Annotated in this window: 17 protein-coding genes and 2 tRNA genes; 1 reads left to right on the forward strand and 18 read right to left on the reverse strand. The window is 58.0% G+C overall.

The genetic code is table 11. From position 1 onward, the window contains the following. Positions 1-540 precede the first annotated feature (540 nt). From hisD to A4R35_RS11545, 8 genes are all read right to left on the reverse strand, one after another. Positions 541-1,872, reverse strand: a complete 1,332-nt coding sequence (gene hisD, locus A4R35_RS11510; RefSeq protein ID WP_112429478.1) for a histidinol dehydrogenase — start codon at positions 1,870-1,872, stop codon at positions 541-543. Positions 1,873-1,968: 96 nt separating this feature from the next. Further along, positions 1,969-3,738 (reverse strand): MFS transporter, encoded by a 1,770-nt coding sequence (locus A4R35_RS11515; RefSeq protein WP_112429480.1) that lies wholly within the window; start codon positions 3,736-3,738, stop codon positions 1,969-1,971. A gap of 76 nt (positions 3,739-3,814) precedes the next feature. Continuing rightward, positions 3,815-4,663, reverse strand: a complete 849-nt coding sequence (recO, locus tag A4R35_RS11520) for a DNA repair protein RecO (RefSeq protein WP_112429482.1) — start codon at positions 4,661-4,663, stop codon at positions 3,815-3,817. Positions 4,664-4,734: 71 nt separating this feature from the next. Continuing rightward, positions 4,735-4,805, reverse strand: a tRNA-Cys gene (locus tag A4R35_RS11525). A 5-nt stretch (positions 4,806-4,810) separates the two neighbouring features. Next, positions 4,811-4,885, reverse strand: a tRNA-Gly gene (locus A4R35_RS11530). A gap of 334 nt (positions 4,886-5,219) precedes the next feature. After that, positions 5,220-6,026 (reverse strand): 16S rRNA (uracil(1498)-N(3))-methyltransferase, encoded by an 807-nt coding sequence (locus A4R35_RS11535; RefSeq protein ID WP_112429484.1) that lies wholly within the window; start codon positions 6,024-6,026, stop codon positions 5,220-5,222. A gap of 14 nt (positions 6,027-6,040) precedes the next feature. After that, the gene (gene prmA, locus A4R35_RS11540) at positions 6,041-6,961 is read right to left on the reverse strand and encodes a 50S ribosomal protein L11 methyltransferase (RefSeq protein ID WP_112429486.1); all 921 of its coding nucleotides are present in this window, start codon (positions 6,959-6,961) and stop codon (positions 6,041-6,043) included. A 290-nt stretch (positions 6,962-7,251) separates the two neighbouring features. Further along, on the reverse strand, positions 7,252-8,985 hold the full coding sequence (locus A4R35_RS11545) for an acyl-CoA mutase large subunit family protein (protein WP_112429488.1): 1,734 nt from the start codon (positions 8,983-8,985) through the stop codon (positions 7,252-7,254). A gap of 195 nt (positions 8,986-9,180) precedes the next feature. Here A4R35_RS11545 and A4R35_RS11550 point away from each other — a divergent pair, with 195 nt between their 5' ends. Beyond that, entirely contained in the window at positions 9,181-10,494 is a 1,314-nt protein-coding gene (locus tag A4R35_RS11550) for an MFS transporter (protein WP_112429490.1), read from the forward strand. A gap of 75 nt (positions 10,495-10,569) precedes the next feature. On the opposite strand, the gene A4R35_RS11555 is transcribed toward A4R35_RS11550, so the two are convergent. From A4R35_RS11555 to A4R35_RS11600, 10 genes are all read right to left on the reverse strand, one after another. Then, positions 10,570-11,904 carry an AGE family epimerase/isomerase gene (locus A4R35_RS11555; RefSeq protein ID WP_146747192.1) on the reverse strand — a complete coding sequence of 445 codons (1,335 nt, stop codon included), beginning with the start codon at positions 11,902-11,904 and terminating at the stop codon, positions 10,570-10,572. A 46-nt stretch (positions 11,905-11,950) separates the two neighbouring features. Next, a complete protein-coding gene (locus tag A4R35_RS11560; RefSeq protein ID WP_112429495.1) occupies positions 11,951-15,295 on the reverse strand; it encodes a glycosyltransferase family 39 protein in 3,345 nt (1,114 codons plus the stop codon). Positions 15,296-15,384: 89 nt separating this feature from the next. Then, the gene (locus A4R35_RS11565) at positions 15,385-16,809 is read right to left on the reverse strand and encodes a tetratricopeptide repeat protein (protein ID WP_146747193.1); all 1,425 of its coding nucleotides are present in this window, start codon (positions 16,807-16,809) and stop codon (positions 15,385-15,387) included. A gap of 45 nt (positions 16,810-16,854) precedes the next feature. Beyond that, complete coding sequence (locus A4R35_RS11570) at positions 16,855-18,183, reverse strand: efflux RND transporter periplasmic adaptor subunit (protein WP_112429499.1); 1,329 nt, start codon at positions 18,181-18,183, stop codon at positions 16,855-16,857. Between the two features lie 3 nt (positions 18,184-18,186). Then, on the reverse strand, positions 18,187-19,062 hold the full coding sequence (locus A4R35_RS11575) for a lysylphosphatidylglycerol synthase domain-containing protein (protein WP_223258302.1): 876 nt from the start codon (positions 19,060-19,062) through the stop codon (positions 18,187-18,189). Between the two features lie 352 nt (positions 19,063-19,414). Further along, complete coding sequence (locus A4R35_RS11580) at positions 19,415-20,440, reverse strand: NAD-dependent epimerase/dehydratase family protein (RefSeq protein WP_112429504.1); 1,026 nt, start codon at positions 20,438-20,440, stop codon at positions 19,415-19,417. A 139-nt stretch (positions 20,441-20,579) separates the two neighbouring features. Continuing rightward, positions 20,580-21,374, reverse strand: a complete 795-nt coding sequence (locus A4R35_RS11585) for a class I SAM-dependent methyltransferase (protein WP_112429506.1) — start codon at positions 21,372-21,374, stop codon at positions 20,580-20,582. Beyond that, positions 21,371-22,669, reverse strand: coding sequence for a glycosyltransferase (locus A4R35_RS11590; protein ID WP_112429508.1), 1,299 nt, complete (start codon positions 22,667-22,669; stop codon positions 21,371-21,373). Before A4R35_RS11590 ends, A4R35_RS11585 begins: the two co-directional genes overlap by 4 nt. Positions 22,670-22,754: 85 nt before the next feature. After that, positions 22,755-23,927 carry a glycosyltransferase family 2 protein gene (locus tag A4R35_RS11595; protein ID WP_112429510.1) on the reverse strand — a complete coding sequence of 391 codons (1,173 nt, stop codon included), beginning with the start codon at positions 23,925-23,927 and terminating at the stop codon, positions 22,755-22,757. A gap of 189 nt (positions 23,928-24,116) precedes the next feature. Continuing rightward, positions 24,117-25,304, reverse strand: coding sequence for an acetyl-CoA C-acetyltransferase (locus tag A4R35_RS11600; RefSeq protein WP_112429512.1), 1,188 nt, complete (start codon positions 25,302-25,304; stop codon positions 24,117-24,119). Positions 25,305-25,356: the final 52 nt, after the last annotated feature.

Here is a 25,356-nt window from a genome sequence, read left to right on the forward strand (position 1 = left end):
CTCCAACCGCCGCTGGAGCCTCCGGCGGCGGAGGCAACCGGGGCCCGCTCTCGCCTTGCCAACTTGAAGGTGTTGCTGCATTCCCGGCAGACACGACTTCTCTGGGATCAGAGTGATTGCTAGCCATCTTTCCTTACACCGCTTCTTGATGCAGCCCTGAATTCTCCTCAGAGGCTCGTCCCTGGCCCTTTCTCTTTCACAGCGACGTCCTCATGCGTCCTCATACCCGCTCTCCCACTTACCGCACCGTTCTCCCACCTTTGTGATGCCTGCTATCTTATCTTCCGGGCTTGCTCCCTCCCTGGACCCGCTTCTCTCTCCTTAGCCTGCCAGCTCTGGCTTCCTGGTTTTCCAGGAAAAACGCTCGCTCGTTGCTCATGGTGCTGGGCGCATTATAGCACATTTTCATTGAACAGGAAGTGAGCTATTGTACTATCTCGAAATGAACCCAGCGCAATTCAGCCTCTCCATGGCACGGCAGGCCCCCAGGTCCCCCCACACGAGGCAGGCTGAGCTATCCGCCGCTCTGGAGACTGCACCTTACTCCCCCGCTTCTGGCCACGTCGCCAGCGGACGCTCGCTCACAGCTGCCGCATGGGCAGGAAATCCCTCAAACTCTGCCAGCGTCCGTGTTGTCTCTTCTAACGCATGATACCCCGTTGTTGTCACATAGGCCACGCCGGTGCGCTTTAGAAAATCGTGAACCGAGGTTGCCGAGAAGGTGTGAGCGAAACCGCCGGTTGGCAGAATGGCGTTGGTTCCTATGCAATAGTTGCCGAGACAGATAGGAGTAGCAGGCCCTAAGAGAATCTCGCCGGCATTGCGCAGCTGTGTTAGCAGGGCGAATGGCTCACGTACCTGAACCTCCAGATGCTCGGGGGCATACTCGTTGACAAAGGCCACAGCTTCTTCCATATCGCGCGTCAGGATGATCCCCCCTGTTCCTTTCTCTTCCTCCAGGACAGCGCGGCAAAAGGCCCGCCGCCACTCAGGCAGAGCAGCGATTTTGGCCGGCAAAAGCTGCCTGACTGCCTCTGCCAGGGTCCGAGCGGGTGTGACCAGCAGGCTGGAGGAATCGGGGCCATGCTCAGCCTCAATCAAAAGATCGCGGGCGACCAGCTCTGGATCGGCACTGTCGTCAGCCAGGAGAATGGCTTCACTTGGTCCAGCAGGTAGCCCAACGTCGACAACACCGTAGAGCAGCCGCTTAGCGGCTGCGACATAACCACTGCCAGGCCCTGTAATCTTATGCACCCGCGGGATGGTCTCGGTGCCATAAGCGAGTGCTGCAATGGCCTGTGCTCCACCAACGCGATAGATCTCGTGGACACCGCAGAGATCGGCGGCCACCAGAGAGGCTGCATCGATCTCCCCACTCGGACCAGGCGGCGTACAGACAACGATCCGCGCGACGCCGGCAATGCTGGCAGGGGCGGCCAGCATGTACATGACGGAAGGGAAAGCCCCTTTGCCGCGCGGCACATAGAGGCCCACACTGCTGATCGGCGTCACCAGCTCGCCGGCCATGACCCCCGGCATCACCTGGGTATACCACTGCTCATGGGGCAATTGCCGCTGATGAAAGACCTTGACATTGCGAATGGCCTGTTCAAGCGCCGCGCGCATACGGCTATCGAGTTGACGATGAGCACGCTCAATCTCCTCGGCGCCCACACGCAGGCGCTCCGCGCTCAGCTCGACACCATCAAAGCGCGCTGTATACTCCAGAAGAGCGGCATCGCCACGCGTACGCACGTCCTCTACGATGGGGCGCACGCGTTCCATTACTTCTTCTATGCGCAGCTCGGCCCGGCGCAATAGACGCCGGCGCTGGGCTGCATCCATTGTCGCCAGCTCATAAAAATGCACCATTACCTACCAGACTCCCACGAAAAGATTCCGTTTTCTGTTTGCTGTTGATCTCCTCACGACATTCGTCCTTTGCTTGATTGACAAGCCCCCGTCGGTTCAAGCCATCGCCGCCCCCGACCTTCGCACCTGAGCAAGAGCGTCGGCGCGCTGCGCGGCAGCAACATCGCTCTTCATCCAGCGTGCGCCGAAGATCCCAACCAGCCCAGCCAGCACCAACATTGGCACACAAGTCACCAACAACGCCAGGCGCAGGTCCTGACCGGCCAGATCGTGGGCAAAATGGCCGCCATGCGTCGGGTCGAAATGCTGAGCCAGAACTCCAATCAGCGACGGCGCAAAGGCGTCGCCCAGCAAGTGAGCCAGAAGCAACGTCAGAGCAACCGCTGAAGCGCGCAGCGCCGAGGGCACAGTGTCCTGAATGGCTGCCGTGCAGGGTCCATTATAAAGCAAGATGAGCATAGCCGTGATAAAGAAAAAGATCATAAAGGCGGTAGTACTATGAACCGTTACCGCCAGGGCGAAGCTCGGAGCACAGAGCAAAAAGCCAATCCCGCAGACAAGAATGCGCGCCCCCGGATGGAAGGTATTCAGAATATCTGCCAGATAGCCACCGATGATCATCCCCGCAATTCCGGCGACGACTACCACTACGCCCGAGAGCGTCGCCGCCTGCCCCACTGTTAGCCCCAGGGCATCCTTCTGATGCAGATAGACTGGCAAAAAGGTGACGCTTGCTCCCTGAGCATAGAAAGCAAAGATCTGGACAAGCGTCAGAACGACCAGACTGCGAATACGCAGCAGAGAAGTGAGCGCAGTGAAGTCCTGCCGGAGCTGCCGCCAGGAAAAAGACAGTCGCTGCCCTTCATCAGCAGGAGATGAGGGAGCAGTGAGCGCCCCCTCTGCAAGAGGCTTGATTTCTTGCTCTCCGATTTCAGCGTCTGTCTCCTGGGTTTGGACAATCCTGGCCTGCCAGCGCCTCACCAGCAAGAGGCCGCCAATGGCCAGCAAGGCAATCACCCCCACCAGCACAAGCCCGATGGCGATAAAGACCAGGGTCACGTCCCAGTTCTTAAGTACCAGGCCGCAGACTGCCCCCCCTACGATGAAGCCTCCTAACAGAGAGACCAGCGCGCTGATCACCGACTTCAGATGCGCCCGCACAAGATCAGTGCTTGATCTTCCTTCCTTCAGCTCTTGGTGTGCGCCGACTTGCCCCTCCTCCATCTCTTCCTGCTCATCAGCCTCGTTGCGGCGCGGCTCGCGCAGGCGCCAAGTCAGTAAGGCCAGCACGAGGCCTGGAACTCCCGAAATAAGAAAAGCCAACCGCCAGCTCCCTTTCCCCAATCCGGCAATGAAGCCACCGAGGATGAAACCTACCATCAATCCAATCAGCGTGCCTGCCCCCCAGCGACTCATGATCTGTGCTCGCTTCTTACGACTATAGTAGTCGCTCAGCAAAGCTGTGCCCGCTGGATAGTAGCCGGCCTCGCCGACGCCCAGGACCATGCGAGACAGGAAGAGGGCAATAAAGTTACTGGCCAGGGCAGTAAAGGCCGTGGCAAGACTCCAAATAGTCACGCAGAGCGCCACCACATTCTTACGCCGCGTGCGATCAGCCCAGACACCGAAAGGCAGCGTCCCCAGTGAGTAGACGATAAGAAAGGCCGAGGCAATGTAGCCAAGCTGGTCAAGGCCTAGTCCCAACTCCTGGCCAATGATAGGGGAGGCTCCTGTGAAGACATAACGATCCATATAATTGAGGAAATTAATGGAGAACATGATCGCGAAGACATAGGTCGCATAGCCCGAGGTACGCCCTCTGGAGGCTCCCAGGTCGGCACTGACTGAGGGAGCAAATAGTTTCATGGAAAACCTCCTCGCAGGGAGATAGGCAGAGAAGCCGAACGATAACCGCAAAGGGACTGACCTGAGCACCACTCTATCACAGATTCTGGGCGGAGGGAAGGGCGGGACTATCAAGATTTCGCTCCAGGCGCAGCATTTCAAGAAAACTCCAGGTTTTCAAGTCGCGTTCCAGATGAAAGCGGAGGAGATCATGCATCACCCGCTCAATCTCCAACAGCAGCGAAGCACTGAGACGCCAATGAGGAACGGCCTGCCACTCGCTGCGCTGCAAGACGCGCAACACGTGCAGCGCTTTAACGGAGAGGGGACGACTCCAGAAACGTGAGCAGCGAGGACAAAGAGCGCCACCCAGCGAAGGAGAGAAGCCATTTGGCTCGGGACGCAACTCAGCAGCGCAATGGGCACAGGCGCGAAAAGCAGGCTCGTAGCCCACCTGGCTTAAGAGATGGATCTCGAAATAGCGCAACAGCAATTGCGAAAGCGTATGCAAAGGATCATTCGCCTGGTCAATCGACTCCCCTTGCGGAGAGCGAGCCGCATCGGCGTCGAGCGCACGCAGCATCTCTAGCATGAGAAAGTAGACCCCACTATGCTGCGTCTGCTCTTCAAGAAAACGGTCTACAAGCTCAGCCAGGTAGAAACCGCAGGTCATGTGCCACTGACTCATGCGCAGATCGAGGAAGCTTTCGCGGCCCTCTGCCTGAGTCACAATATCCAGATCACGCCCGAGAGCCAGTTGCAACTGACTATGGCAGAGGAGCTCTAGATGGCCAGCAAGCTTACTGGTCGGGCGACGCACTCCCTTGGCCACCACCTGGATTTTACCATGAGTTGGAGTCAGGAGAGTCACAATGCGGTCTGCCTCACCGAGGTTGATCCGCTTGAGGATAATCGCTCTTGTGGAGTAGCTACGCTGCTGCCGCATGCGCTGGAGTCCTTAGCAATAAAAAAGACGTGATTATCTAGCATCACGCCTTTCCATGAGAGAAGAGGAGGAGGCGACGAGCGGATTCGAACCGCTGATCGGGCTTTTGCAGAGCCCTGCCTTACCACTTGGCCACGTCGCCGCACCTGGAGCGGGAGACGGGATTCGAACCCGCGACATCTTCCTTGGCAAGGAAGCGCTCTACCACTGAGCCACTCCCGCATATCGGGTTAGAGGAAGTTCTCTAACCTTGTGCCATTAAGATAGCACATCTCTGGCGATTTGTCAACGGGTTTTGGCCCGGATTCCAGAAATTTCTCAGCCGTCGCCGGAGAGGAGGCTAATTTGTCTCTGGAGCCAAGCCAGAGCTGCGCGCGAGGTGGCTCCAATGCACGGGTCAGCAGAGAGAGCGGAGAGGGCAGCATCATGACGGGTCCGCCACCACTGCCACTGGCAAAGACCGAGCGACGCTAGCGTATAAGCTCTGGCGAGGGATTAAGAGGAGGAAATAGAAGAAGAAGAGAGGAATAGGCCTGTCCACTGGCGTGAGCTAGTTTTAGCCAGTCTCGCCGGTCTGCTCCTCTTCATCCTCGTACTCGTACAGTATACTGGCAGCGGCCACCAGAGCCGCTGTTTCTGCGCGGAGAATGCGGGGGCCAAGTGAGACAACGAGAGCGCCACACTCACGAGCCAGGGCTACTTCCTCGGGGGCCAGTCCGCCTTCGGGTCCGATAAAGAGGGCCACGGTTAACGGCCCCCCCATGGCTAGAGTCTCGTGTAGCTGTCGCCGACGAGCGCGCAGGGCAGTGCGCAGACTGAGCCTTTTCTCCTGCTCCCACGGCATCACAATCAAAGCGTCAGCAGGTAGCTCGGCCAAAGCCTGGGAGAGACTGCGCACGGGGAGCAATGCGGGGAGGCGGGTCCTGCCACATTGTTCTGCTGCCTCCTGTAGAATACGTTGCCAGCGCTGGGCTTTCGTCGCTCCTGGCTCCTCCTGTCCAATCTGCGATCGCTGGCAGCGCAATGGTACAAAAGCGCTGATACCCAGCTCTGTCCCTTTCTCCAGAATCCACTCGAAGCGGGCTGACTTCAGCAGTCCCTGATAGAGCACCAACCGGAGGCAGCCCTCGTTGCGGCCCTTACGCCGCTCGACGATTTCCACTTCGACGCCGGAGCGCCCAGTGTGCACAATCCTCGCTTCGATTTCGTCGCCGCTGTTATCAAGCAAGACCACATGCTCACCGGGGGTGAGTCGCAAGACATCACGAACCTGATGCGCTACGGCTGCGGGCAACATCACCCTGTGTAACGAGGATCGACTGGTCTGGGCTAATAACTCAGGCGAGATAAAGAAACGGTGCATGGTCGCTCATCAGGCTAGGCTGGTTTGCGCATGACGAAGAGCAGCCAGTCATCGGTTTGCACAGTAGCCATTGGACAAAGCCCAGCTGCTTTGAGAGCCTGCTCGACCTTCTCTCGATGTTCCTGCAGCACACCGCTGGCGAGCAGCAGTCCGCCAGGAGCCAGGACGGTAGCCATAAAGGGGGCCAGAGAGCAAATCACGCCAGCCAGAATGTTCACTACGAGCAAATGATAGCGACCGGTCAGAGCCAGGCTGCGCTCTTCATCGAGGGTTCCGTGAATCACTCGAATGCGCTCGCTGAGATGATTGCGCTCCGCATTTTCGCGGGCACTAGCCACAGCAACATCGCTAATATCGTAGGCATCGACCTCGTCCGCCCCCAAGAGGGCGGCGGCCAGGGCCAGGATACCCGAGCCAGTCCCCAGGTCGAGGACGCGCATACCGGGTTGGACACGCCTCTCCAGCTCCTCCAGACACATTCTCGTGGTTGGATGCAGACCCGTGCCAAAGGCCATGCCGGGATCGAGCGTCATCACAACCTCGCCCTCAGCTGGCGTGTACTCGCGCCACGAAGGGCAGATGACCAGACGACGGCCAATGTGCGTCACATGATAGGATTCCTTCCAGGCTGAGGCCCAGTCCTCTTCACGGATCAGGCGCGTCTCTAGCTCTCCAACAAGGCCAGCTCCGATACTGGCAAGATGCCACAGTCCCTCAGCAATGCGCTGCTGGGCCTCCTCCTCTCTGCCATCGACCGCCAGATAGGCATGAATCTTAACAGGATGGCCAGGGAGAATGCGATACTCCTGTCCGTCATCGAGCAATTCGATCGGCTCTTCGATGGCCACACCACCATGCGTATAGCGCATGAGGAGTTCACTGACGGATTCAACCGCCTCGGGGTGCGCCTGCACCGTTAATTCTATCCACTGCATCGCATCTCGATCCTCACCTTAAATCAGGTAATGCCCTTTCACTCTTATCCCAAGGGTCGCGCGATATTCTATTATGCCATCAGGAGAGCGCGCACGCAACGCGCTTCCCCACCCGGGGCAGATCAGGAGGTCTGTGAGGGCCGCTGCTGCCCGGCCTGATCCACCTATCCCTTGGGCTTGGCCTCCAAGGGATCAGCCAGCTCACAGCGAGTCTTCTTCCCCCTGCCCCTGCTGGCTGGTTCCCTCAGCCAGCAGGCAGCGCCGGGCGCGTTGGCAACGCGCTCTCCTGGCTAAAAGACCGCCGGCTCTGTATACTCACCAAAGACCGCCCGGAAGACATCCATGATCTCGCCCAGGGTCGCATAGGCTTTCACAGCTTCAATAATGGCGGGCATCGTATTCTCTGTTCCCTCGGCCACGCGACGCAGATTGTCGAGAGCTTTCCTTACTGCTGCCTGATCTCGCTCTCTGCGCACACGGTTCAGGCGCTCCAGGTGCACACGCTCCCCCTCACGATCGATGTAAAGCGTGGGCACTTTCATGTCTTCTTCCATTACGTATTCATTCACGCCAACAATGATACGTTTACGTTGCTCGATCTCTTGCTGATAGCGGTAGGCCGATTCAGCAATCTCTCGCTGGAAGAAGCCATTCTGGATACATGCCAGCACTCCCCCTAGCTCTTCGATCCGCCTGATATAGTCCCACGCCGCCTGCTCAGTCTCATCGGTCAGCTTCTCTACGAAGTAGGAACCTCCCAGCGGATCAACAGTGTTGGCGACTCCACTCTCGTAGGCAATAATCTGTTGAGTGCGCAGGGCGATCAGGGCCGCCTTTTCGGTAGGAAGCGCCAGCGCCTCGTCGAGGGCATTGGTATGGAGCGATTGTGTGCCGCCAAGGACTGCGGCTAGCGCCTGGATAGTGGTACGTACGATATTATTCTCAGGCTGCTGAGCTGTGAGGGAAACGCCCGCCGTCTGAGCATGACAGCGCAACAGCCAGGAACGCGGATTTTTGGCCCCGTAGCGCTCGCGCATGAGTTTTGCCCAGATGCGACGTGCCGCGCGGAATTTGGCGATCTCCTCGAAGAAGTCATTATGGACATCGAAGAAGAACGAGAGTCGTGGCGCGAATTCATCGATCTTGAGGCCACGCTGGAGCGCTGCTTCTACATAGGTCATGCCGTTGGCAATGGTGAAAGCCAGCTCCTGGACAGCAGTTGCGCCCGCCTCGCGGATGTGGTAGCCACTGATGCTGACCGTGTTCCAGCGCGGCATGTGGCGCGCTCCAAACTCGATAGTGTCGACAACAAGGCGGAGGGAAGGCTCTGGCGGAAAGAGAAACTCTTTCTGAGCTATGTATTCTTTGAGAATATCGTTCTGCAGGGTGCCGCCCAGCTTCTCACGCGGGTAGCCCTGCTTCTCGGCGTTGACGATATACATGGCCCAGATGACCGCCGCCGGGCTGTTGATGGTCATGGAGGTGGTGATGCGATCAAGCGGCAGATCCTTAAAGAGGATTTCCATGTCGGCCAGCGAGGAGACCGCTACGCCACATTTGCCGAACTCGCCGGCGGCCATCGGATGATCGGTATCATAGCCGTAGAGCGTGGGCATGTCAAAGGCTGTCGATAGGCCTGTCTGCCCTTGCTGCAAGAGATATTTAAAGCGCGCGTTTGTATCTTCAGCCGTGCCGAAGCCGGCAAACATGCGCATGGTCCAAGGCTTGGCGCGATACATCGTCGGCTGGACGCCACGAGTAAAAGGATACTCGCCCGGCAGGCCGATATCACGCATATAATCCAGGTGGGAAATATCCAGCGGAGTATAGAGGCGTTTGACAGGCACGCTGGAGGTGGTCATAAGGTGCTCTCGCTCGGGCATGCGCTCAAGCGACTGTTGGAGCGTAGTCTCTTCCCAGCGCCGTTGCTCGGCTGCCAGCCGGTCCAGCTCAGCCTTATCAAAGAGAGTCCCCTGCACTAGACGGGGTTCCTTACCAATATCCACAGATTCCTGGTCTAGCATGCCGCTCACTCCTCTTCGTCGAGAACCCTGCGAGACGGCCTGAGCCATTGACATTGCCGTCCCCTGGGACGATTTCCACAGTTGTATTGTACCATAGGCGCGGTCTCTCAACGCCCCTTTTCTCTCCGGCCAGCGCCCTTTTCCTCCCTATCTCTCTCTCATCCTCCCGTGCTACACTTAGTTTGGAGGGATCTTATGAAACAAGCAGAGCAGAAATCAACCGCTGGTCCAAGCCAGGCAGCTATGTTACCGGAAGAGCAGATTGCTGCTTTGCCCGCAGCAGGCCGTGATCTCTTCCTAGTTAGCACAGCTCATGCTTTTATTCATGCCATTACAGTATTGATGCCTCTTATTTATCCCCTTATCCAGGAGGAGTATCATCTCAGCTATACCCAAATTGGCCTGGTAGTCGCTCTTCCCAACGCCCTGGGAGGCCTGCTCCAGGTGGTCTTCGGCCTGGTGAGTCGCTACATCCTGCGCAAGGTGCTGCTTGGAGTCGGCGCCATCCTTGGTGGCTTGAGCACCTTTCTGACGGGCACAATCAACGGTTTCTGGCCTTTGATGGCCTGGAGCACAGCTTTTCGTCTGGCTACTGCTCCTCAACATCCCGTCGGTAGCTCCTATCTGACCGATCGCTATGGCCAGCGCCGGCATGGCTATGCTTTGGCCTGGCATATCGCCGGCGGCAATATAGGCACGCTGGCTGTCCCCTTTATCGCCGGTCCTCTCCTGGGACTTTGGGGTTGGCGTCCTTTGCTCTATGTGGCCGCTTTGCCAGGCATCCTGATTGGCATCGCCATTCTGATTCTGCTTGAAGAGGGCGGACCGCTCGACCGGCGTAGTCGTCTCCGGCAGCAGCCAGCTCGTAGCCTTGCCCTGCGCGGGCGCGCTCTGATCCAGACGGGCAAAAGTCTGCTGCTTCCGCTGCGTGATCGCACGTTGCTCATCATCATGGCTGTTTCCATTATCGCCGCCGGCGGCCGTGGCCTGGGCAATGTTACAACCTATGTCCCCCTTTATTTGCAGAATGTTCGCCATATTGACAGTCGTCTTCAGGGTGTTCTCCTGACCTTGCTGCTCCTCGGCAGCGTGATCGGGCCACTATTAGGTGGACGGCTTTCGGATCGCCTGGGGCGCCGTCCTATGCTCTATCTATTCTACGGTGCCTCAGCTGTCATGACGTTCCTCTTTATCGAGCTTGCTCGGCCAGGTATGCCCTTCTGGCTCATCCCACCGGCTTTGTTGCTGATGGGCCTGGCTGTCTATGCCGAGGCTCCTTTGCTCCAGGCATACCTGGCCGATTCGGCCAGCCGCGATCTGCGCGACAATGCCTTCAGCCTGTATTTCGCCCTCGCCTTTGGCGTTGGCTCTGCCTGGGGAGGCATCATCGGCTGGCTCATTGATCAGTTTGGCTTTCAGCTCGCCTTTATCGTGATGGCCATTTCCTACCTCCTGGCCGGGAGCCTGCTGACTTTGATCCGTCAGCAGCCAACAACCAGCGAGCGCTGAACAGTTCTGCTGCTCGCCTTCCTCTGTCTCCGAAGCAGAGCTGGGAGGCTCCCTCTTAGGGGAAGAGCAGAGCCGTCATACAGGTTGGATTACCGCCAGCAGGGCATTCAGCGCACATCCCATCGCCTCCGAGGTGAAATAGTCTTCTTTGCCGATGCCGGCTCCGGGCTTGCTCACGTAGACCTGAAAATCAGCTGTCAAACGATAGAAGTAGCCATGATAGGTGTGCTCGTAAAACGGCCCTAGCAGCAAGGCAATAAGAGCATGTTCCTCGTTGAGGAATGGGAGCGCAACCTGGGCATCATAGAGTCGAAGGCCGCTCAGCGTTAGGCACTGAGCACGTGTCTCTTTATAATCGCGGATAACGCTCCCGTCTCTCAGGTGGAGAGCGAAGTACAAACCGCCATGCTGTCGGTCCCAGAGACCGCTGGTGACGAAGAGGCTCTGGAGCAATGTGCCTGCGAGAGAAAGGTACTGGTGTTGACCGGTGAGCTGATAGGCCAGGGCCAGCGCTGAGACTGCCTCTCCAGCGGAAGCTGCTCTGACTTCATCGCTTTGGGGTCGATCAGAGCCTGCGGGTCCGGCCACCATGTTCTCATAGAGCAAGTGCCTCTGGGGATCAAAGGCCACGCTGATGACGTGTTCCAGCGTCCGCTCACCGGCTTCTCTCCAGGCTGGCACTTGCCAGCGTTTTCCTGCATCAATGAGAGCGGCGCCGCACTCTAGCGCATGGACAGTGTTATAGCCAAACGGTTGATGGCGCCGATCATAGACGGTTCCGACCAGCGGATCATACCAGAAGCGATAGAAACGCTCGACCAAGGCCCGCGCTTCCCCCAACAGAGAGGCGTCATGCAAGGAGAGCGCCACTGAGAGGAGAGAGAAGTAGATCCAGCCCTTGGGCAGATTATAATCTTGAAAATCGCGTCTGACCACGGCCAGTATTCGCTGGAGGTCAGCCTGATAGCTCGCTCTGCCAGGGTTGAGATGCTGATAGCTGCTCAAAGCATTCAGATAGAGCAGATCGACCTGGGGATCATGCTTTTCCAGCGTCTCCCCTTGCGGACCGGGGCGAACGGCATTGACACGCTTTGGATCGATCATCTTCCAGTTGATGAAAAGGCCGCCAGTGCGCCGGCCATGCGTCCTGGCCAGTGGATTCCAGGCATGTTCATGCATACTCTCCAGCACCTGTTCGATCACTGCCTTAGCCTGCTCGCGCCACCCAGGCAACAAAGCCAGGGAGGTCGCAGCTGCGACGAGGCCCCGACCCGGACTGGGGGTAGGGCTGGCTCCTAAGAGCAGGGGTGGATGGGGAAACTGCTCCCAGAGCGGGGCACAGCTCACAATATAGCCAGCCGCGGTCAGGATTACCCAGAGCACAATCACAATCCATACAATAGTTCGCAATAACCTGTACAGTTTCTTTCGCATAGAATTAGACCCTCCGAAATAGCTAACCGCCGCGCAGATAAAGAGCCGATGCATACCCCTCAAAGACCAGGTGCACATCGGGCGGAAAGACAAAGCGCTTTCTGACAGCAGACTCATATGGCCCGCCATCTGAGACAATCCAGACCCGCGGGTGCTCAGCCAGCACCGCTGTGAAATCTTCCTGGTTGAGAAGTGCCTCCGCCGCAGAGGCGGTTTCGATAATATGCCCCCGCTGTTCCATGAGATAGAGGGCACGATCAATGGAGAAAAAGTAATCGACCTGCCCTACATAGTAGCGTACACAGTTGGCAGGAGCTACCGCAATTACCACGTCCCCTCGGCGTAGGTGTTGCCTTAGATAAGCTCCTGCAATATCGTAGTCAGCATAGTGACGATGATAGGGCAGGCCCAGCAGCCGGCTCAGGAACAGATTGCTTGTGTTCATGGCTATCAACGGCGCAATCAAGAGGAGGGCACATAGCAGGCCCGAGCTTCCTACCAGGAACAGGCGCTGCACTTCTGTGGCGCGCTTCCAGCTCCGGTCAGACGTTCCAGAGCTTGTCTTTACCAAAGTCATTGTTAGCCTTCCAAGAGCCTGCATTAGCTCGCTTGCTCCGTAGGCGCTCAGCAGGTAATAGCAAGGCAGCAATGGATAGAGGTAGCGATCAGCCTGAAGCGTGAAGCCATAGATCAACGTGAGCCAGGAGGCCAGCAAAAACAAGAGGCAGTAGCAAGCACGCGGCTCTTTTCTGCGCACGGCCTGGAGGCAGCCTAGCACCATGCTCACGGAACTGAGGAGGAGCCAGGGCGTCCGTCCACTTGTGACAGGCGAAAACAGCATTTCTGCATAGAAGATGACGTTGTCTAAGGTGAAATGGACGAGGGGACGCTGCGAAGCATCTGTTCCAAGAACAGGCGGATGGCTACCATGAGCGAGCAGGAGCTGGAAGCCGATACCGACTCCACAGAGCAGAGCCGCTCGTTGCCAGGAAGGCGAGCGACAAAGGGCTGCCAGGCTGAGCTTGGTCCGGTCTCTGCAGCAGAGAGTGCAAAGCAGCAGCGCTGGTAGTATGATGAAGGTTTCCTCATGGCTTAGATAGGTTGCCAACAGGCTGAGTGCCGCTCCGTAGATGAGGCGCGAGCGTGCCTGGTGCTGTAGACAGATATAAAAAAGCAACAAGGTTAAAAGAGTAAAGAGTTGCGCTTGCTGATACATACGCATCTGACGTGACCAGACCCAGGCCAGCGGTGAGCAGACCAGCATAGCCGTGGCGAGCCAGGCCACGCGGCGAGAGAAGAAGTAACAGCCTGCCAGGTAGAGCAAAGGCAGGCAGAGAAGATACTCCCCAACGCTGATTGCGCGCGTTATCTCTGGGCGATCGCCGAAGAGCAGACTCCAGGCGGCCAGCAGATAAGAATAGAGCTCAGCTTTGGTGTAGAGGAAACCCGAGGGGAAGAGTGGCCAGCCAGTGGCCAAGATACCATGTGCGGCATAGTAGCTAGAAAGCTCATCCTGCCAGTAAGGCTCGTAAGAGAGCTGGTAGCTTGATAGGGGCACAGCCATGACCATGAGTGGGAGGATGGTTACCCAGAAGCGCCAGGATCGCCAGGAGGAGCGAGAGATCGACCGCCAACACAGCGACAAGCGTCGACCCCATCTCTGCGGCTGGCTCCTCCCTTCTGAACCTACACCAATACTCACCTCCTCGCCGGACTCACTGGCGCTGCTCTCGCTGCTCTCGCTGGCCTGCCAGGCACCTGCCTGGGGGCGAGCCTGAGATCTACGACTGTCCCACCAGATTGCCCAGGCAAGCACAGCGTAGCCCAGGAGGAGGAGTGTGCCCAGCGACCAGAGCCAGGGCCAGGTATATGGCCGGAGGTGTGGAAGCGCTGGAGTGTAGGCCAGCACTGTCAATAGCCCTGCCAGCGTCAGCGGTGGGAGTACGGCCAGGCTTAATCGTCTCCAGAGCACTTGAGGAGCGGCAGAGCACCCGATCGCGAGCCACGGACCCAGCCCAACCCAGGGCAGCCAAACACCGGCTACCGCCCCACAGAGGACCATCCAGCCGTTGGCAGGCATGGAGAGTAGAGAAGGCGAGACGACAGCGATGGTGGTCAGGTATGGGAGGAACGAGGGAGCTGAAGGAATTTCGAGAGAGGCTGGGGGCCAGCGATGCGGCGCCTGTTCGGCGTCCAGCCGTTCACAAGCTTGATGGTCGGCCAGGCGCCAGGCCCCTGATGGCTCCAGCCACAGTGGTTGACCCCCGCTTTTCTCAACGACGACATCGGTCAGCACCGCCACCTTCCTGAAGAGCTGCTCCATCTGCCCTTCGGCTGGCGGTACTTGAAGAACTGCATGGATAGAGAGCGTATTGTGCCCGGCATGCAGCCAGGACGAGATGTCATACAGCGTGACCGCAAGCCCGGCCTGATAGCCCCCTGAACGAGGAAACTGTTTGAAAGGCAGAGACTGGATCCCCCCAGCGAGGGTCGTCAGCAACTTCCCATTGAGATAGATACTCGTCTGGACAGGACTTCCAAGACGTAACCAGGTCCTGGTCGCTTCCTCTGGTATGTCGAGAAGCCTGGCAAAGCACACGTCCGAGCTGTCAGCTCTAAGCCAGAGGTGAGGCAGGGGCTGCTGATAGGGATGGGGATCAAATGCAAGGGAAGGCGAAGGGCCAGCTTCTGCTGGCAGAACTCTCGCCCGCTGCCAGTCGGTCGCGTCGAAGTCGGGTAGGCTCCAGGCATTGACCGTAACTGCATTACGGCGATGGGCCAGACCACTCTGAGCGGTGGCACGCCAGCTCCCTCCCGAGTTATAGCGGTAGGTCCTTATCCCATTCCTGATCTCCAGCAAAGCTTTCAGAGCCGGTAGCTGCAGGTCAGCATTGGCCACGCGCACCGCGATGGTATTCACGCCGATGCGCAGGGCGCGACGTATATCATAAAGCAAGGCGTGCGAGGCGAACTGGCCGTTAGTGTTGCCCAGTGGCACGCCATTGACAGCCAGAGCAAAAGTCTGCCGCGCCGCTACCGTCAGAATCGCTTCCTCTGGCCAGCTATTGAGCTGTAGAGTGTAACGAAAGTAGGCAACCGGTGCGCTACTATCAGCCGCTGCAATCCACCGAGCATCTCCCCAACCAGGATCAAAGTCTCCAGGCTGGGGGACCAGAGCGACTTGCCAGGTAAACCACACTGCCCCTAACATGGCCAGCAGTAGTAAGCAGAGAGTATCAAGGCTGGGAAGGAGCTGGCGACGAGACCAGCCAGAGAAGCGAAGAGGTCTTTGTCTGGCCAGCGGCTCAGTACGCGATAACGCTATCCGCCTGACCAGTACGCGCCCCAAGTAGCAACGATCGAACATAAAACCCTACGACCATCCCTTTCTTTTGATTTGCCCCTTTATTAATGGATGACAATACTCATTTATGCTGTTCCACCACTCAATACCCTTTAGTGCAAGCCAGAGAGGGCCTCACGAGCCGTGTTATTGTGATATTCAGGATCAAGCGCAAGCGCTATCTGCAAAGCCTCTCTCCCCTCAGTGGAGCGTCCTAAAGCAATCTCAGCCAGACCTATATAGGTATAGGCAGAGGAACGAAGGTCATTATCGGAGGAGAGCCTCAGCCCTATCCCCATCTCAGCCAGGCAGCCCTGATAGTTATGCAGCTCGTAATCGGCTCTTCCAAGCAGGTAGTGAGCATAGAGACTATCTGGATTGACCTGCGCGAGCTGCCTCAGCCAGGCCTGAGCCATGATCAACCTGTGGTTCCGCTCTGGGGCATCCCCTGAGAGCGTGCTGGAGGGCCAGGCAGCCTCTACCAGCCCTTCTAACGCCTCGCTGAGAGCTGTGGTCAGCCACGGCTCAGGAAGGTCTTTCTTCTGCTGCTGCGTATGTGTCAACCAGTACGGGAAAAGCAGTTGATAGGCACGCAGGTAGGCCCGTTGCTGCAGCAAAGAGTGAGCCGCCGCAAAGCTCACCACCTCCGCTTGTGAGTGCGCCTCTAGTCCAAAGAGAGTCTGGCCGAGCTGCTCCTCATAGGTCGCAGAGCCGACAACGGCAGGGACCAGCCAGCGGGTAGTCTCCAGCCATCCGAGAGCCTGCTGATACTCCCCGGCAGCGATAGCCAGGTCTGTTTGCCATGTAGCCAGCAGAGACCAGAGCGGCGCGATCAGAGCAGGCAGCAGGCTTGCTCCTAGCAACACCGACAAACAGAGCGGACGCCAGGAGAGCGCCGGCCCAAGCAACCAGGGTCTTACCCTGGGGTTCGGTTGTCTGCGGCCTGGTTGTCGGAACCACAGGCTCAGGCCAATCAAAGGCAGGGCAGCCCCTGGACGAAGCTGGTCTACCAGCAAGACGACGCGCCAATGGAGTGCTGCCATATCCAAAGCAAAAGGAGCTGTCACGGGGAGCCAGTCTCGAGGGAGATTGTAGCCCAAGTGACGCAGGATAAGCTGGGCTTCCAGCTTATGATAAGCCAGCAGATCGCCCTGCTGAGTATCGACCGCAGTAAAGTGCAGCAAGAATAGGCAGAGTGGCACTAAACAGCTGGCACCAGCCAGACGATAGCGCCATAGACAGCGATCGACGAAGGGTCTCAAGGTGCAGCCGAGGCAGAGCAAAGCCGCCATGCAAGAGCCTGCCCCAACACTTGTCAGCGCAGCCCCAACCGTGCCGGGGGCCGTCAACGACCAGGCTGGCACCAGCGGCGTTTGCCAGGGAGAGCAGCCACCTCGCAAAGGGTCCGCTAGCCACGGCAAGCCACTCGCTCCTAGCATCAAAACACAGGCCAGCAACAATCTACCACGAGTATCCTCCCACTCCCGCCAGGGCCATTGCCTCAACTCCCTCAGCAAAGCCGCGATCTTCTGCATCATTTTGCCGTATTTATTACTTATAATACTTATATATCAGTTAAACCATCAATATTTCTCAATTCTCACTACGCGTACCTCTTGTCCATTGCGGAGATCAGCGAGACCCACCAGAACGACCAGATCTCCGCTGTGCAGGCCAACGTCAATAAAGACCCTGGCAGATGAGCGAGCAATCACATGCACTGAGCGCAGATAAGCTCGCTGCCGCTGCACAACAAAGACGGCTGGAACCAGATCCAGATCGAGCACCGCCAGGCGTGGCAATCCCAGCATGCTCCCCTTTACAGCAATGCGCACAAAGACACTCATGCCGGGCAAAAGAACCCCACTCTGGTTATCCAGCACTACCCACACCTCGAAGGTATCTGTCTGCGGATCAGCACGCGGCACAATGGTTAGCACCACACCTCTGAGGGTCGGGGCTGGCCCTGCCAGGGCAAAGACCTCCGCGGGCTGCCCGGCATGGATCAGTCCAAGAGCCTTCAATGGCAGTTTGGCGTGAACTACCACTCTGGATTGATCACTGATCGTGAGCAAGGAGGCATTGGCCGAGAAGGACTGGCCTGCCACGATATTGACCGCTGTCACAACGCCACTTAGCGGAGCCAAAAGACAATTCCCTGAGAGGAAGGAAGAGGAACGAGCCTGCAGGGTTTCATATCTGCTTCTGGCCAGCGCATAGCGCTGACGCGCTTGAGCCACAGCAGCCGAATTGCCGCTGGTCATCACTGCTTGCAAGTAACTCTCCGCTGCTGTCAGCTCGTCCCAGGCCAACTTCAGCTGTAGAGACAACTCAAGCGGATCAAGGCGCAATACAGCCTGACCAGTGCGGACAGAGTCGCCCACTTTGACCAGTACGGTATCAACTTTGCCCGCAAAGGGCAGAGAGAGCACAAGCTGCCTTTGGGGATAGACCAGTCCTTCACCTCCCAGGCTCTGATCGTAATCCTGACTCTGAGCCTGATAAAGCACCACTGCTGGTACAGACGAGCGTAGAGAGAACAACAGGCCAAGCAAGAGTAAGACGAGCAGGCCGCCGCTCATGAGAACCAATCGTAAGCGGGGACCAGCTCGATGCCGCCAGGTGCCTGGAAGGACCCGCAAACGCAGGGTCGGGACCAGCCAGAGCGGTGTCTTCGACGACTCACTAGCATCCAACGTCGGCAAAGATTGCGGAACGAAAGCCCTCCGTGGGGCCAGGGCAGCGTTCCCCTCAGCTCTAGCGTGCTCGTCAGTTGCTGCCTCTGCTGCTGATCTCGGAGGGAGAGGCAGAACAAGAGTGGCATCCTCATCGTCGAAGTAAAAACGCACCTGAGACGAAGGCACTCCGACGCCGGGCTTAAACTGGCGCCGCTTGGCAGGCTGCTGAGCCATTGCTCACTTTCCCTCCCTTCTTTGCCAGACATAGGCTAGCCAGCCACCCAATGCCAGAAGCACCCCTTGAGCATCCACGCAGGCCGCCAGGAACAGAGCTTTGCTCACGGGTACGTGATAAAGAGCCAGGATAGCAACCAGAGTTCCTTCACGTATTCCAAGACCATTGCACAAAGACAGTGGAAGGGCTGCAGCAAGCGCCACCAGCGGAATGGCAACAAGATAACAAGGCAACGGCAGATGGATATCGAGAGCCAGACCGTAGCTATAGTAGTTCAGTGCGGCCATGACCCAGAAACAGAGGCTGAAGCCCAGCGCAGCCAAGAAAGAGGACGGTCTGGCCACCAGTGTAGTCAGAGCAGCCTGCACAGCAGCCACTCCCTTACCATAGAGAGAGCAAGACCAACCGCCCGCTTTAGCGAGCCAGGCAGGCCATTGCCGCTTGCTGGTCAGCCTGGTGATTCCTAACAGGCAAGCCAGAGCGAGTGTGACCATCAGGCTGGCGGTAGCAGCCACAGCCCCCAAAGGGGCAGGTAGGAGCTGCCTCCAGATACAGAGCACACCCCCCAGCAGCAGACTCAGGGCCAGCAAACCCAGCAAACGGGCCAGGGCCAGAGTGGCTGCTGCCAGCGGATAGGAGCCAAGCACTCGACCTGAGTAGAGCGTCTTGACAGCATCGCTCCCTATCCCCAGCGGGAGGCAGTGACTGAAAGCGAGACCTATCAGATAGAGCCGGATCAGCTCCGCCAAATCGAGGCGCCTGCCCTGAGCAAGTAATAAGGCCCGCCACTGGTAGGCGCTGATGACCACGCAGAGCAGCCCGCTCGACCCTCCCAGAAGTAGACAGGCACAGCTTACCTGGCCGCGTGCCAGGCCCATCCACCTCACAGGGGCTGCGAGAGTTCTCCAAGCGAGCAAACAGGCAGAAGCTAGAGAGATGGCGCCCAAAACCTGCACTCCCAATATCCGCCAAACAGATCCCCTCCATATGGCAGCACCCGCAAAGCAAGCGCTCTTTCCAGCCACCTCACCCTGGGAGAGCTGGCCTGCAGGCGGAGTAGCGGCTGAGGAACAATCTGCAGCGCCAGCATGCTCAGCAGGAGAAGACAGGAGAGACCCCTTCTCCAGGGGGCATAGCCTGATACGTACCAACCTCCTCACAGGTGAGGGCAGTGGCGGCATAGGCGCCACTGTCCCCACCTCTTTACGAGAGGCTAGAACAGGAGATGGTTTATCTATCATCGCCTCTCTCCCCCAGCAGCTGGCTTATCGAGCCATAAGGCCAACCAAGGTAAGGGCGAGAAGTTAAGCTGCGAGCGTAAGAGATCACATAGTCTAGCTCACGCTGCAATCCCTCGCGTAGCCCTACTCGTGGAGAGAAGCCCAAGACATAGTTGGCTTGTGAAATGTCAGCGAAGGTATTACGGGCCTCGCCCCGCTGCTCATCGAGGAACTTCACAGGCAGAGGCGTCCCGCTCATCTCCTCCAGCAGGCCGAGGACGTCACGAATGCTGACCTGAGCGCCCCCCGCAATATTAAAGGCCCGACCCACCGCCGCCGGGACAGTTGCCGCCAGCAAATTTGCCTCTACCACATCATCCACATAGGTCACATCTCGTGTCTGTAGACCGTCGCCGTAAACAAGAGCTGGCTGCTGGTTGATCAGCGCAGAGCAGAAGCGGTAGAAGGCCATGTCGGGTCGCTGGCGAGGACCATAGACAGTAAAGTAGCGGAGAATGACCACAGGCAGGCCACAGTTACGGTGATAGAGCATACACAACTGCTCGGTGGCAACCTTGGTCACTCCATAGGGCGAGACAGGTCGCAACGGAGCCGCTTCGTTCACTGGCAAGCAGGCCGCCTCGCCGTAGACCGATGAAGAAGAAGCACAGATGAAACGTCGCACATTCCCTGCGCGGACGGCAGCCTCCAGCAAGCGCTGGGTAGCCAGCACATTGGCGTCAATATAGCGTACAAACTCATTCCCCCAGCCCTGGCGCACACCAGCCTGAGCAGCGAGATGAAACACCCAGTCCACACCATCAAGGAGCGCGACCAGGGGCAGCCGGAGCAGGTCGCCCTCGATAAAGTCAAAACGATTGGATGCAGAGATCCCTTCGATATTCCGCTCCTTGATTTGACGCGGATAGCAATCGGTAAAAGCATCGATACCACAGACCTCATGTCCTTCAGCCAGCAGGCGTTCAGCTAGATGGGACCCAATAAAGCCAGCTGCACCTGTAATAAGGCAGCGCATCGGTTCACCTCCACCACATAGCTTTGCTCTAGAGAATGAGCAGCAAGCAATCGACAAAACAACATTTAATCTGGTTGACGAAATCACTTTTAATCACACTCGGACATTTATTAATCGTTTAACAGTTATTGCCTTGCCATCAGCACCTCACCGCCAGGAAAGCCAACTCGCTTCCAACCCGCCGAACGCAACGAGAAGAGAGACGAATCAGGGGAAGAAAGAGCGGGCCTAACAAAGCGAAGCAGGGGCCGCGCAACCGACAGCCGGCGCATAACCCTGCTAGCAGCCAGGCGCAGAGAGACCAGCAGTACATCAGATCGAGGGGATCGCGCGAGTCGTTCCTCACTACACGGAAGCCACTGGCTTCGAGGAGCGCATAGATTTCAGAGAGAGCATAGCCAGGCCGGACATGACCATCCTCTCGTTCAGCAGCTGGAAGTACCTTGCGACGTGCAGAAGGGACCTGGAGCACCAGGAGGCCCCCAGGGCGCAGCACAGCGGCGATCTGCCGGAGCAAAGCGAGGTCATCGACAATATGCTCCAGCACCGCCAGGCAACAGACTCCGTCGAATGAGCCAAGCTCTAGCTCCGTCAGCTGGCAGGCATCAGCCGCCAGAAAGCGCGCCTGATGCAAACCAGCACGAGTCGCTACGGCTGCAGCGCGTTCTACGCGCCTTACATCACGCTCGATCCCCACCACCTTGGCGCCGCAGGCAGCCAGGCGCAGCGTCAGATCGCCGATGCCACAGCCGATATCCAGCCAGCGCTCTCCGCACACGCTATAGCCACGCAGCACCGAGCGCAGCAGATCGAGGCGGATCGTCTTCCCCAACGGCGGCTCCAGTAGAATCAGGTAGAGATGCAACAACCAACGAGGTAGCCGCAACTCCTCCTTCGCCGCCTCCGCGAAAAGATCGCGCAAATAGCGCTTCATCTGGGGAACCTCCTCATCTCTGCAGCCACTACGTCAGCATAGAGGCGCTGTTGCTGCCTTACAAAGGCGGACCAGCTCCAGCGTCGGGCCGCGAAACGCTTAGCAGCACAGGCCAGAGCACGTGCGTATGTCGCATTCTCCAGGAGGAGGAGCGTACCGGCGGCCAGGCCCTGTGACGTTGGCGGTACCAACAGGGCCACCTCGGGATTAAGGACTTGAGTGTGAGCAGCTATCGAGGTTGCCAGCACGGGCTTGCCAGAGTGCAAGTAGCTCGCCAGCTTCAGCGGCATATTTGTCCCTGCACAACGTGGGCTAACCAGGATGGTAGCTTGCTTCATATATGCAGCCACCTCAGAGGGTGGACGCTGACCAAGGATCTCCACACACTCCTCGATCCCCAGGCGACAACAGAGCGCCCGCAAAGCGGCGACCTGATCCTGTCGTCCACCAATGATCTGGTAACGGACGGCAGGGCAGCGTTGTCGTACCATGACAGCGCTCTCCAGCAGCAGCTCGATCCCCTGGTAGCGCTCCAGGGTGCCAGTGTAGAGTAGCAAGGGTCCCATCCCCTGGGAGGCAGACCCAAAGCCCGGTCGATCTACGGCCATCCCGGCCTTCCTCTGCACCAGGGTGAGAGCAGCCGGAGGATCACTCGACTCAGTCGCTGTTGCAGCGGCAGCAACCGGCTGCTGCTCAGCTCCTTTGCCGCCATCTTCGGCGGCTGGCAGCAGCCCCTCTGGCAAGGCTACGTTCTCTATGACATAGGTCTTGCGAGCACCCATCTGCCAGGCCTCCCGCTCCAGAGCCGGGCAAATCGCCACCACTGCATTGGCATGGCGAAGTATCCAGGCTTGCAGGCGATGCAGCCCCCAGAGCAGCCAGCGCTGATGCTCATAGCCCAGACAAGCCGCCTGCTGAGCAAGATGAGAATGCATATAATAGACATGCCGACAGCGGAAGAGGGCCGCGAGCAGGACGCCAAAGGCCCCGGCCTCTTCATGCGTGCAGAGGCAGTCATAGCGCTGACAACACAGCCGCCAGCAGGTCCAAAGAAAGAGCAGCAGATCAAAGAGTAGTTTGGCGGGAGAGGGGCCAACAGGCACCTCACGGATGAGGGGCAGGCCAGGAATGCGCCAGATGCGCACCCCGGCCAACGCTACTGGCTCTCCAAGGGGATAGGTCACCAGGTCCGCTTGATAGCCCAGCTCGCTCAGAGCGCGTAGCTGGGCATAAATACTGAACGGCACTCCACGGGGGGCAAAAAAGGGTTGAGGAGCCATTACCAATATTTTCATCTCATGCTACCTACTTCTTCCCTCAAACAACGTTTCCACAAGCATTAGGTGGAGGAGATTCTCAGCGATCAAGACATTCCAGATTCTACCAACACTCACAGCGTTCGGCGCCCGAGACGAGGCAGCGCACAACATAAGGTCGTTTGTTTTGAGACTCGTGGTAGGTGCGCATCAGCATCTCCGCCAACACGCTGAGCTGGAGCGAGAGGAGACTGAAGCAGCAACAGCCAGCCCCACCCAAGAGCACAGGCCCAGACCAGGAACCTACTCGCGGCCTGCGAGCCAGCAAGGGAAGAACCAGAGCAAGCGGCAGAAAGGCCATGCCAAGAGCGAGCGCCAGCAGCCCAGGCAGGCCCAATAGCTGCTGAGGACGAGTAGCAAAGCTCCTATAGAACTTCAAGATCAAGAGATCGAGAAGTACTTTCAGTGTCCGACTCAGGCCATAGTGCGAGCGCCCGGCATAACGTGGATGGTGAGTCACCTCAACCTCAGCAATCCGTGCACCAGCCAGAGCTGCATAGGCTGCTAGCAAGCGATGCATTTCTCCATAAAGGGGGACATGGGCAAAAACCGCGCGTCGATAGACCTTCAGCGTGCAACCGAGATCATGGATGGCAATACCAGCGATTCTGGAGACGAGGAGATTAGCCAGACGCGAGAGCAGACAACGTAGCCAGCCGTCTCCCCTCCGCCTTCGCCGCCAGCCACTGACCAGATCATACCCCTCCTCTAGCCTGGCCAGCAGCCGCGGGATATCCGCCGGATCGTTCTGCAGATCGGCATCGAGCAGGATCAGTATCTCGCCACTGCTGTGAGCCACTCCAGCTGCCAGAGCAGCCGTCTGCCCAAAATTGCGGCTTAACCCCACCACCTTCACATGGAGATCCGTCGCCGCCAATTGCTCTAACAAGGGGAAACTACCGTCAGTACTACCATCATCGACATAAACGATCTCATACTCAATATTCATACTAGACATGACATCGCTCACTCTTTGATGTAAAAGCGACAGATTCCCTAGCTCATTGTACACAGGAATAACCACTGATAAAGAGGTAGCTTGTTTAACCATGTTTATATCATACAACCTTCCAGCTTTCTTGATTTCCCCGTGCATATGTTTCAACGATTCATTTTGACGGAGGTAACTCCTTCTCTGAGATTTATTTAAATTGATCATTTTAAATGAATAGCCAACACAATTATCGGAAAATGAAATCCTAAAGGAAAGGGAATAGCGTAATAAGAAATTAAGCATTATGGTGACGAAAAGGGGAGAGCAAAAAGGGGGGGTCCTCTCAGACTGGCAGAGACCGCCGCTTCCGGCGAGGAGCGGAAGCAGGATTAAGGATGCCGGCTGCTCCCGCTCCTCGCCGGTCCTGGTCTCAGCAGCGGACAGGCCAGACGAGGAGGGGAGAGCAAGTCAATGCAGACAGGCTAGTGCTGTTCACGAGACCTCAACGGCCAGGGCCACGGCACCGCCGCCGCCCAAACAGAGCGTCGCCAAACCTCGCCCGCCGCCGCGGCGTCGTAGCTCATAGATGAGGGTAATCAAGATACGCGAACCGCTGGAGCCAATAGGATGGCCGAGGGCAATCGCGCCTCCGTTCACATTGACCCGGCTCCAGTCCCAACCCAGCTCTTTCCCGTTAGCCAGCGTCTGAGTGGCAAAAGCCTCGTTCACCTCGATCAAATCGAAGTCGCTCAGCTGCAAACCAGTCAGCTCCAGCAGCCGCTTGACAGCACGTGTTGGGGCCGCGAAGATATAGCGGGGTGTAATGGCAGCCGAAGCATAGCCGATAATACGGGCGAGCACCGGCAACCCCTGCTCACGAGCAAGTGTTTGCTCCACGACCACCGTCGCCGAGGCCCCATCGCTGAGTCCAGGAGCATTACCCGCCGTGACCGTTCCCTGTTCCTGGAAAGCTGGCTTGAGCTTGGCCAGGGCCTCCAGTGAAGTATCAGAGCGAATCGGTTCATCACTTTCAACGAAGACACTGGCCCCCTTCTGCTTGACCTCGATCGGGACGATCTCTTCCTTAAAGCGGCCAGCGGCTGTCGCCGCTGCAGCCTTCTGATGGCTGGCGAGAGCGAACCGATCCTGCTCCTCGCGGGAGATTCCAAAGGCCTCGGCAATAATTTCTGCCTCGTTCCCCATATGCACATGCTCGAAGGCACACCAGAGGCCATCATGAATCACCCCGTCCACCAGCTCAGCGTGGCCCATGCGGTAGCCAGTGCGCGCCTTCGGTAAGAGATAAGGGGCATTCGACATGCTCTCCATGCCGCCGGCGACAAAGGCGTGCCCGTCGCCCGCCCGAATGGCCTGAGCTGCTAGCATCACGGCCTTGAGGCCCGACCCACAAACTTTGTTAACGGTGAAAGCCGGAATCTCGACGGGCAAGCCAGCCCCGATCGCCGCCTGACGTGCTGGAGCCTGCCCCAGGCCCGCCGAGACTACATTACCCATAATCACTTCATCGATGGTTTCGACAGCAATGCCCGAACGGCGCACCGCCTCCTTGATCGCAATAGCCCCCAGCTGCGGGGCCGTAAAGCTCGCAAGCGTCCCTAAGAATTTCCCCGTCGGGGTGCGCGCCGCGCCAACAATCACAGGCACTGGTTCTGTTGTCATGATGGGTGCTCCTGCTGCCAGTGCAGCCTCTCAGATTGCTTCATCGCCGGAA

Source organism: Thermogemmatispora tikiterensis, assembly GCF_003268475.1.
GTDB lineage: Bacteria > Chloroflexota > Ktedonobacteria > Ktedonobacterales > Ktedonobacteraceae > Thermogemmatispora > Thermogemmatispora tikiterensis.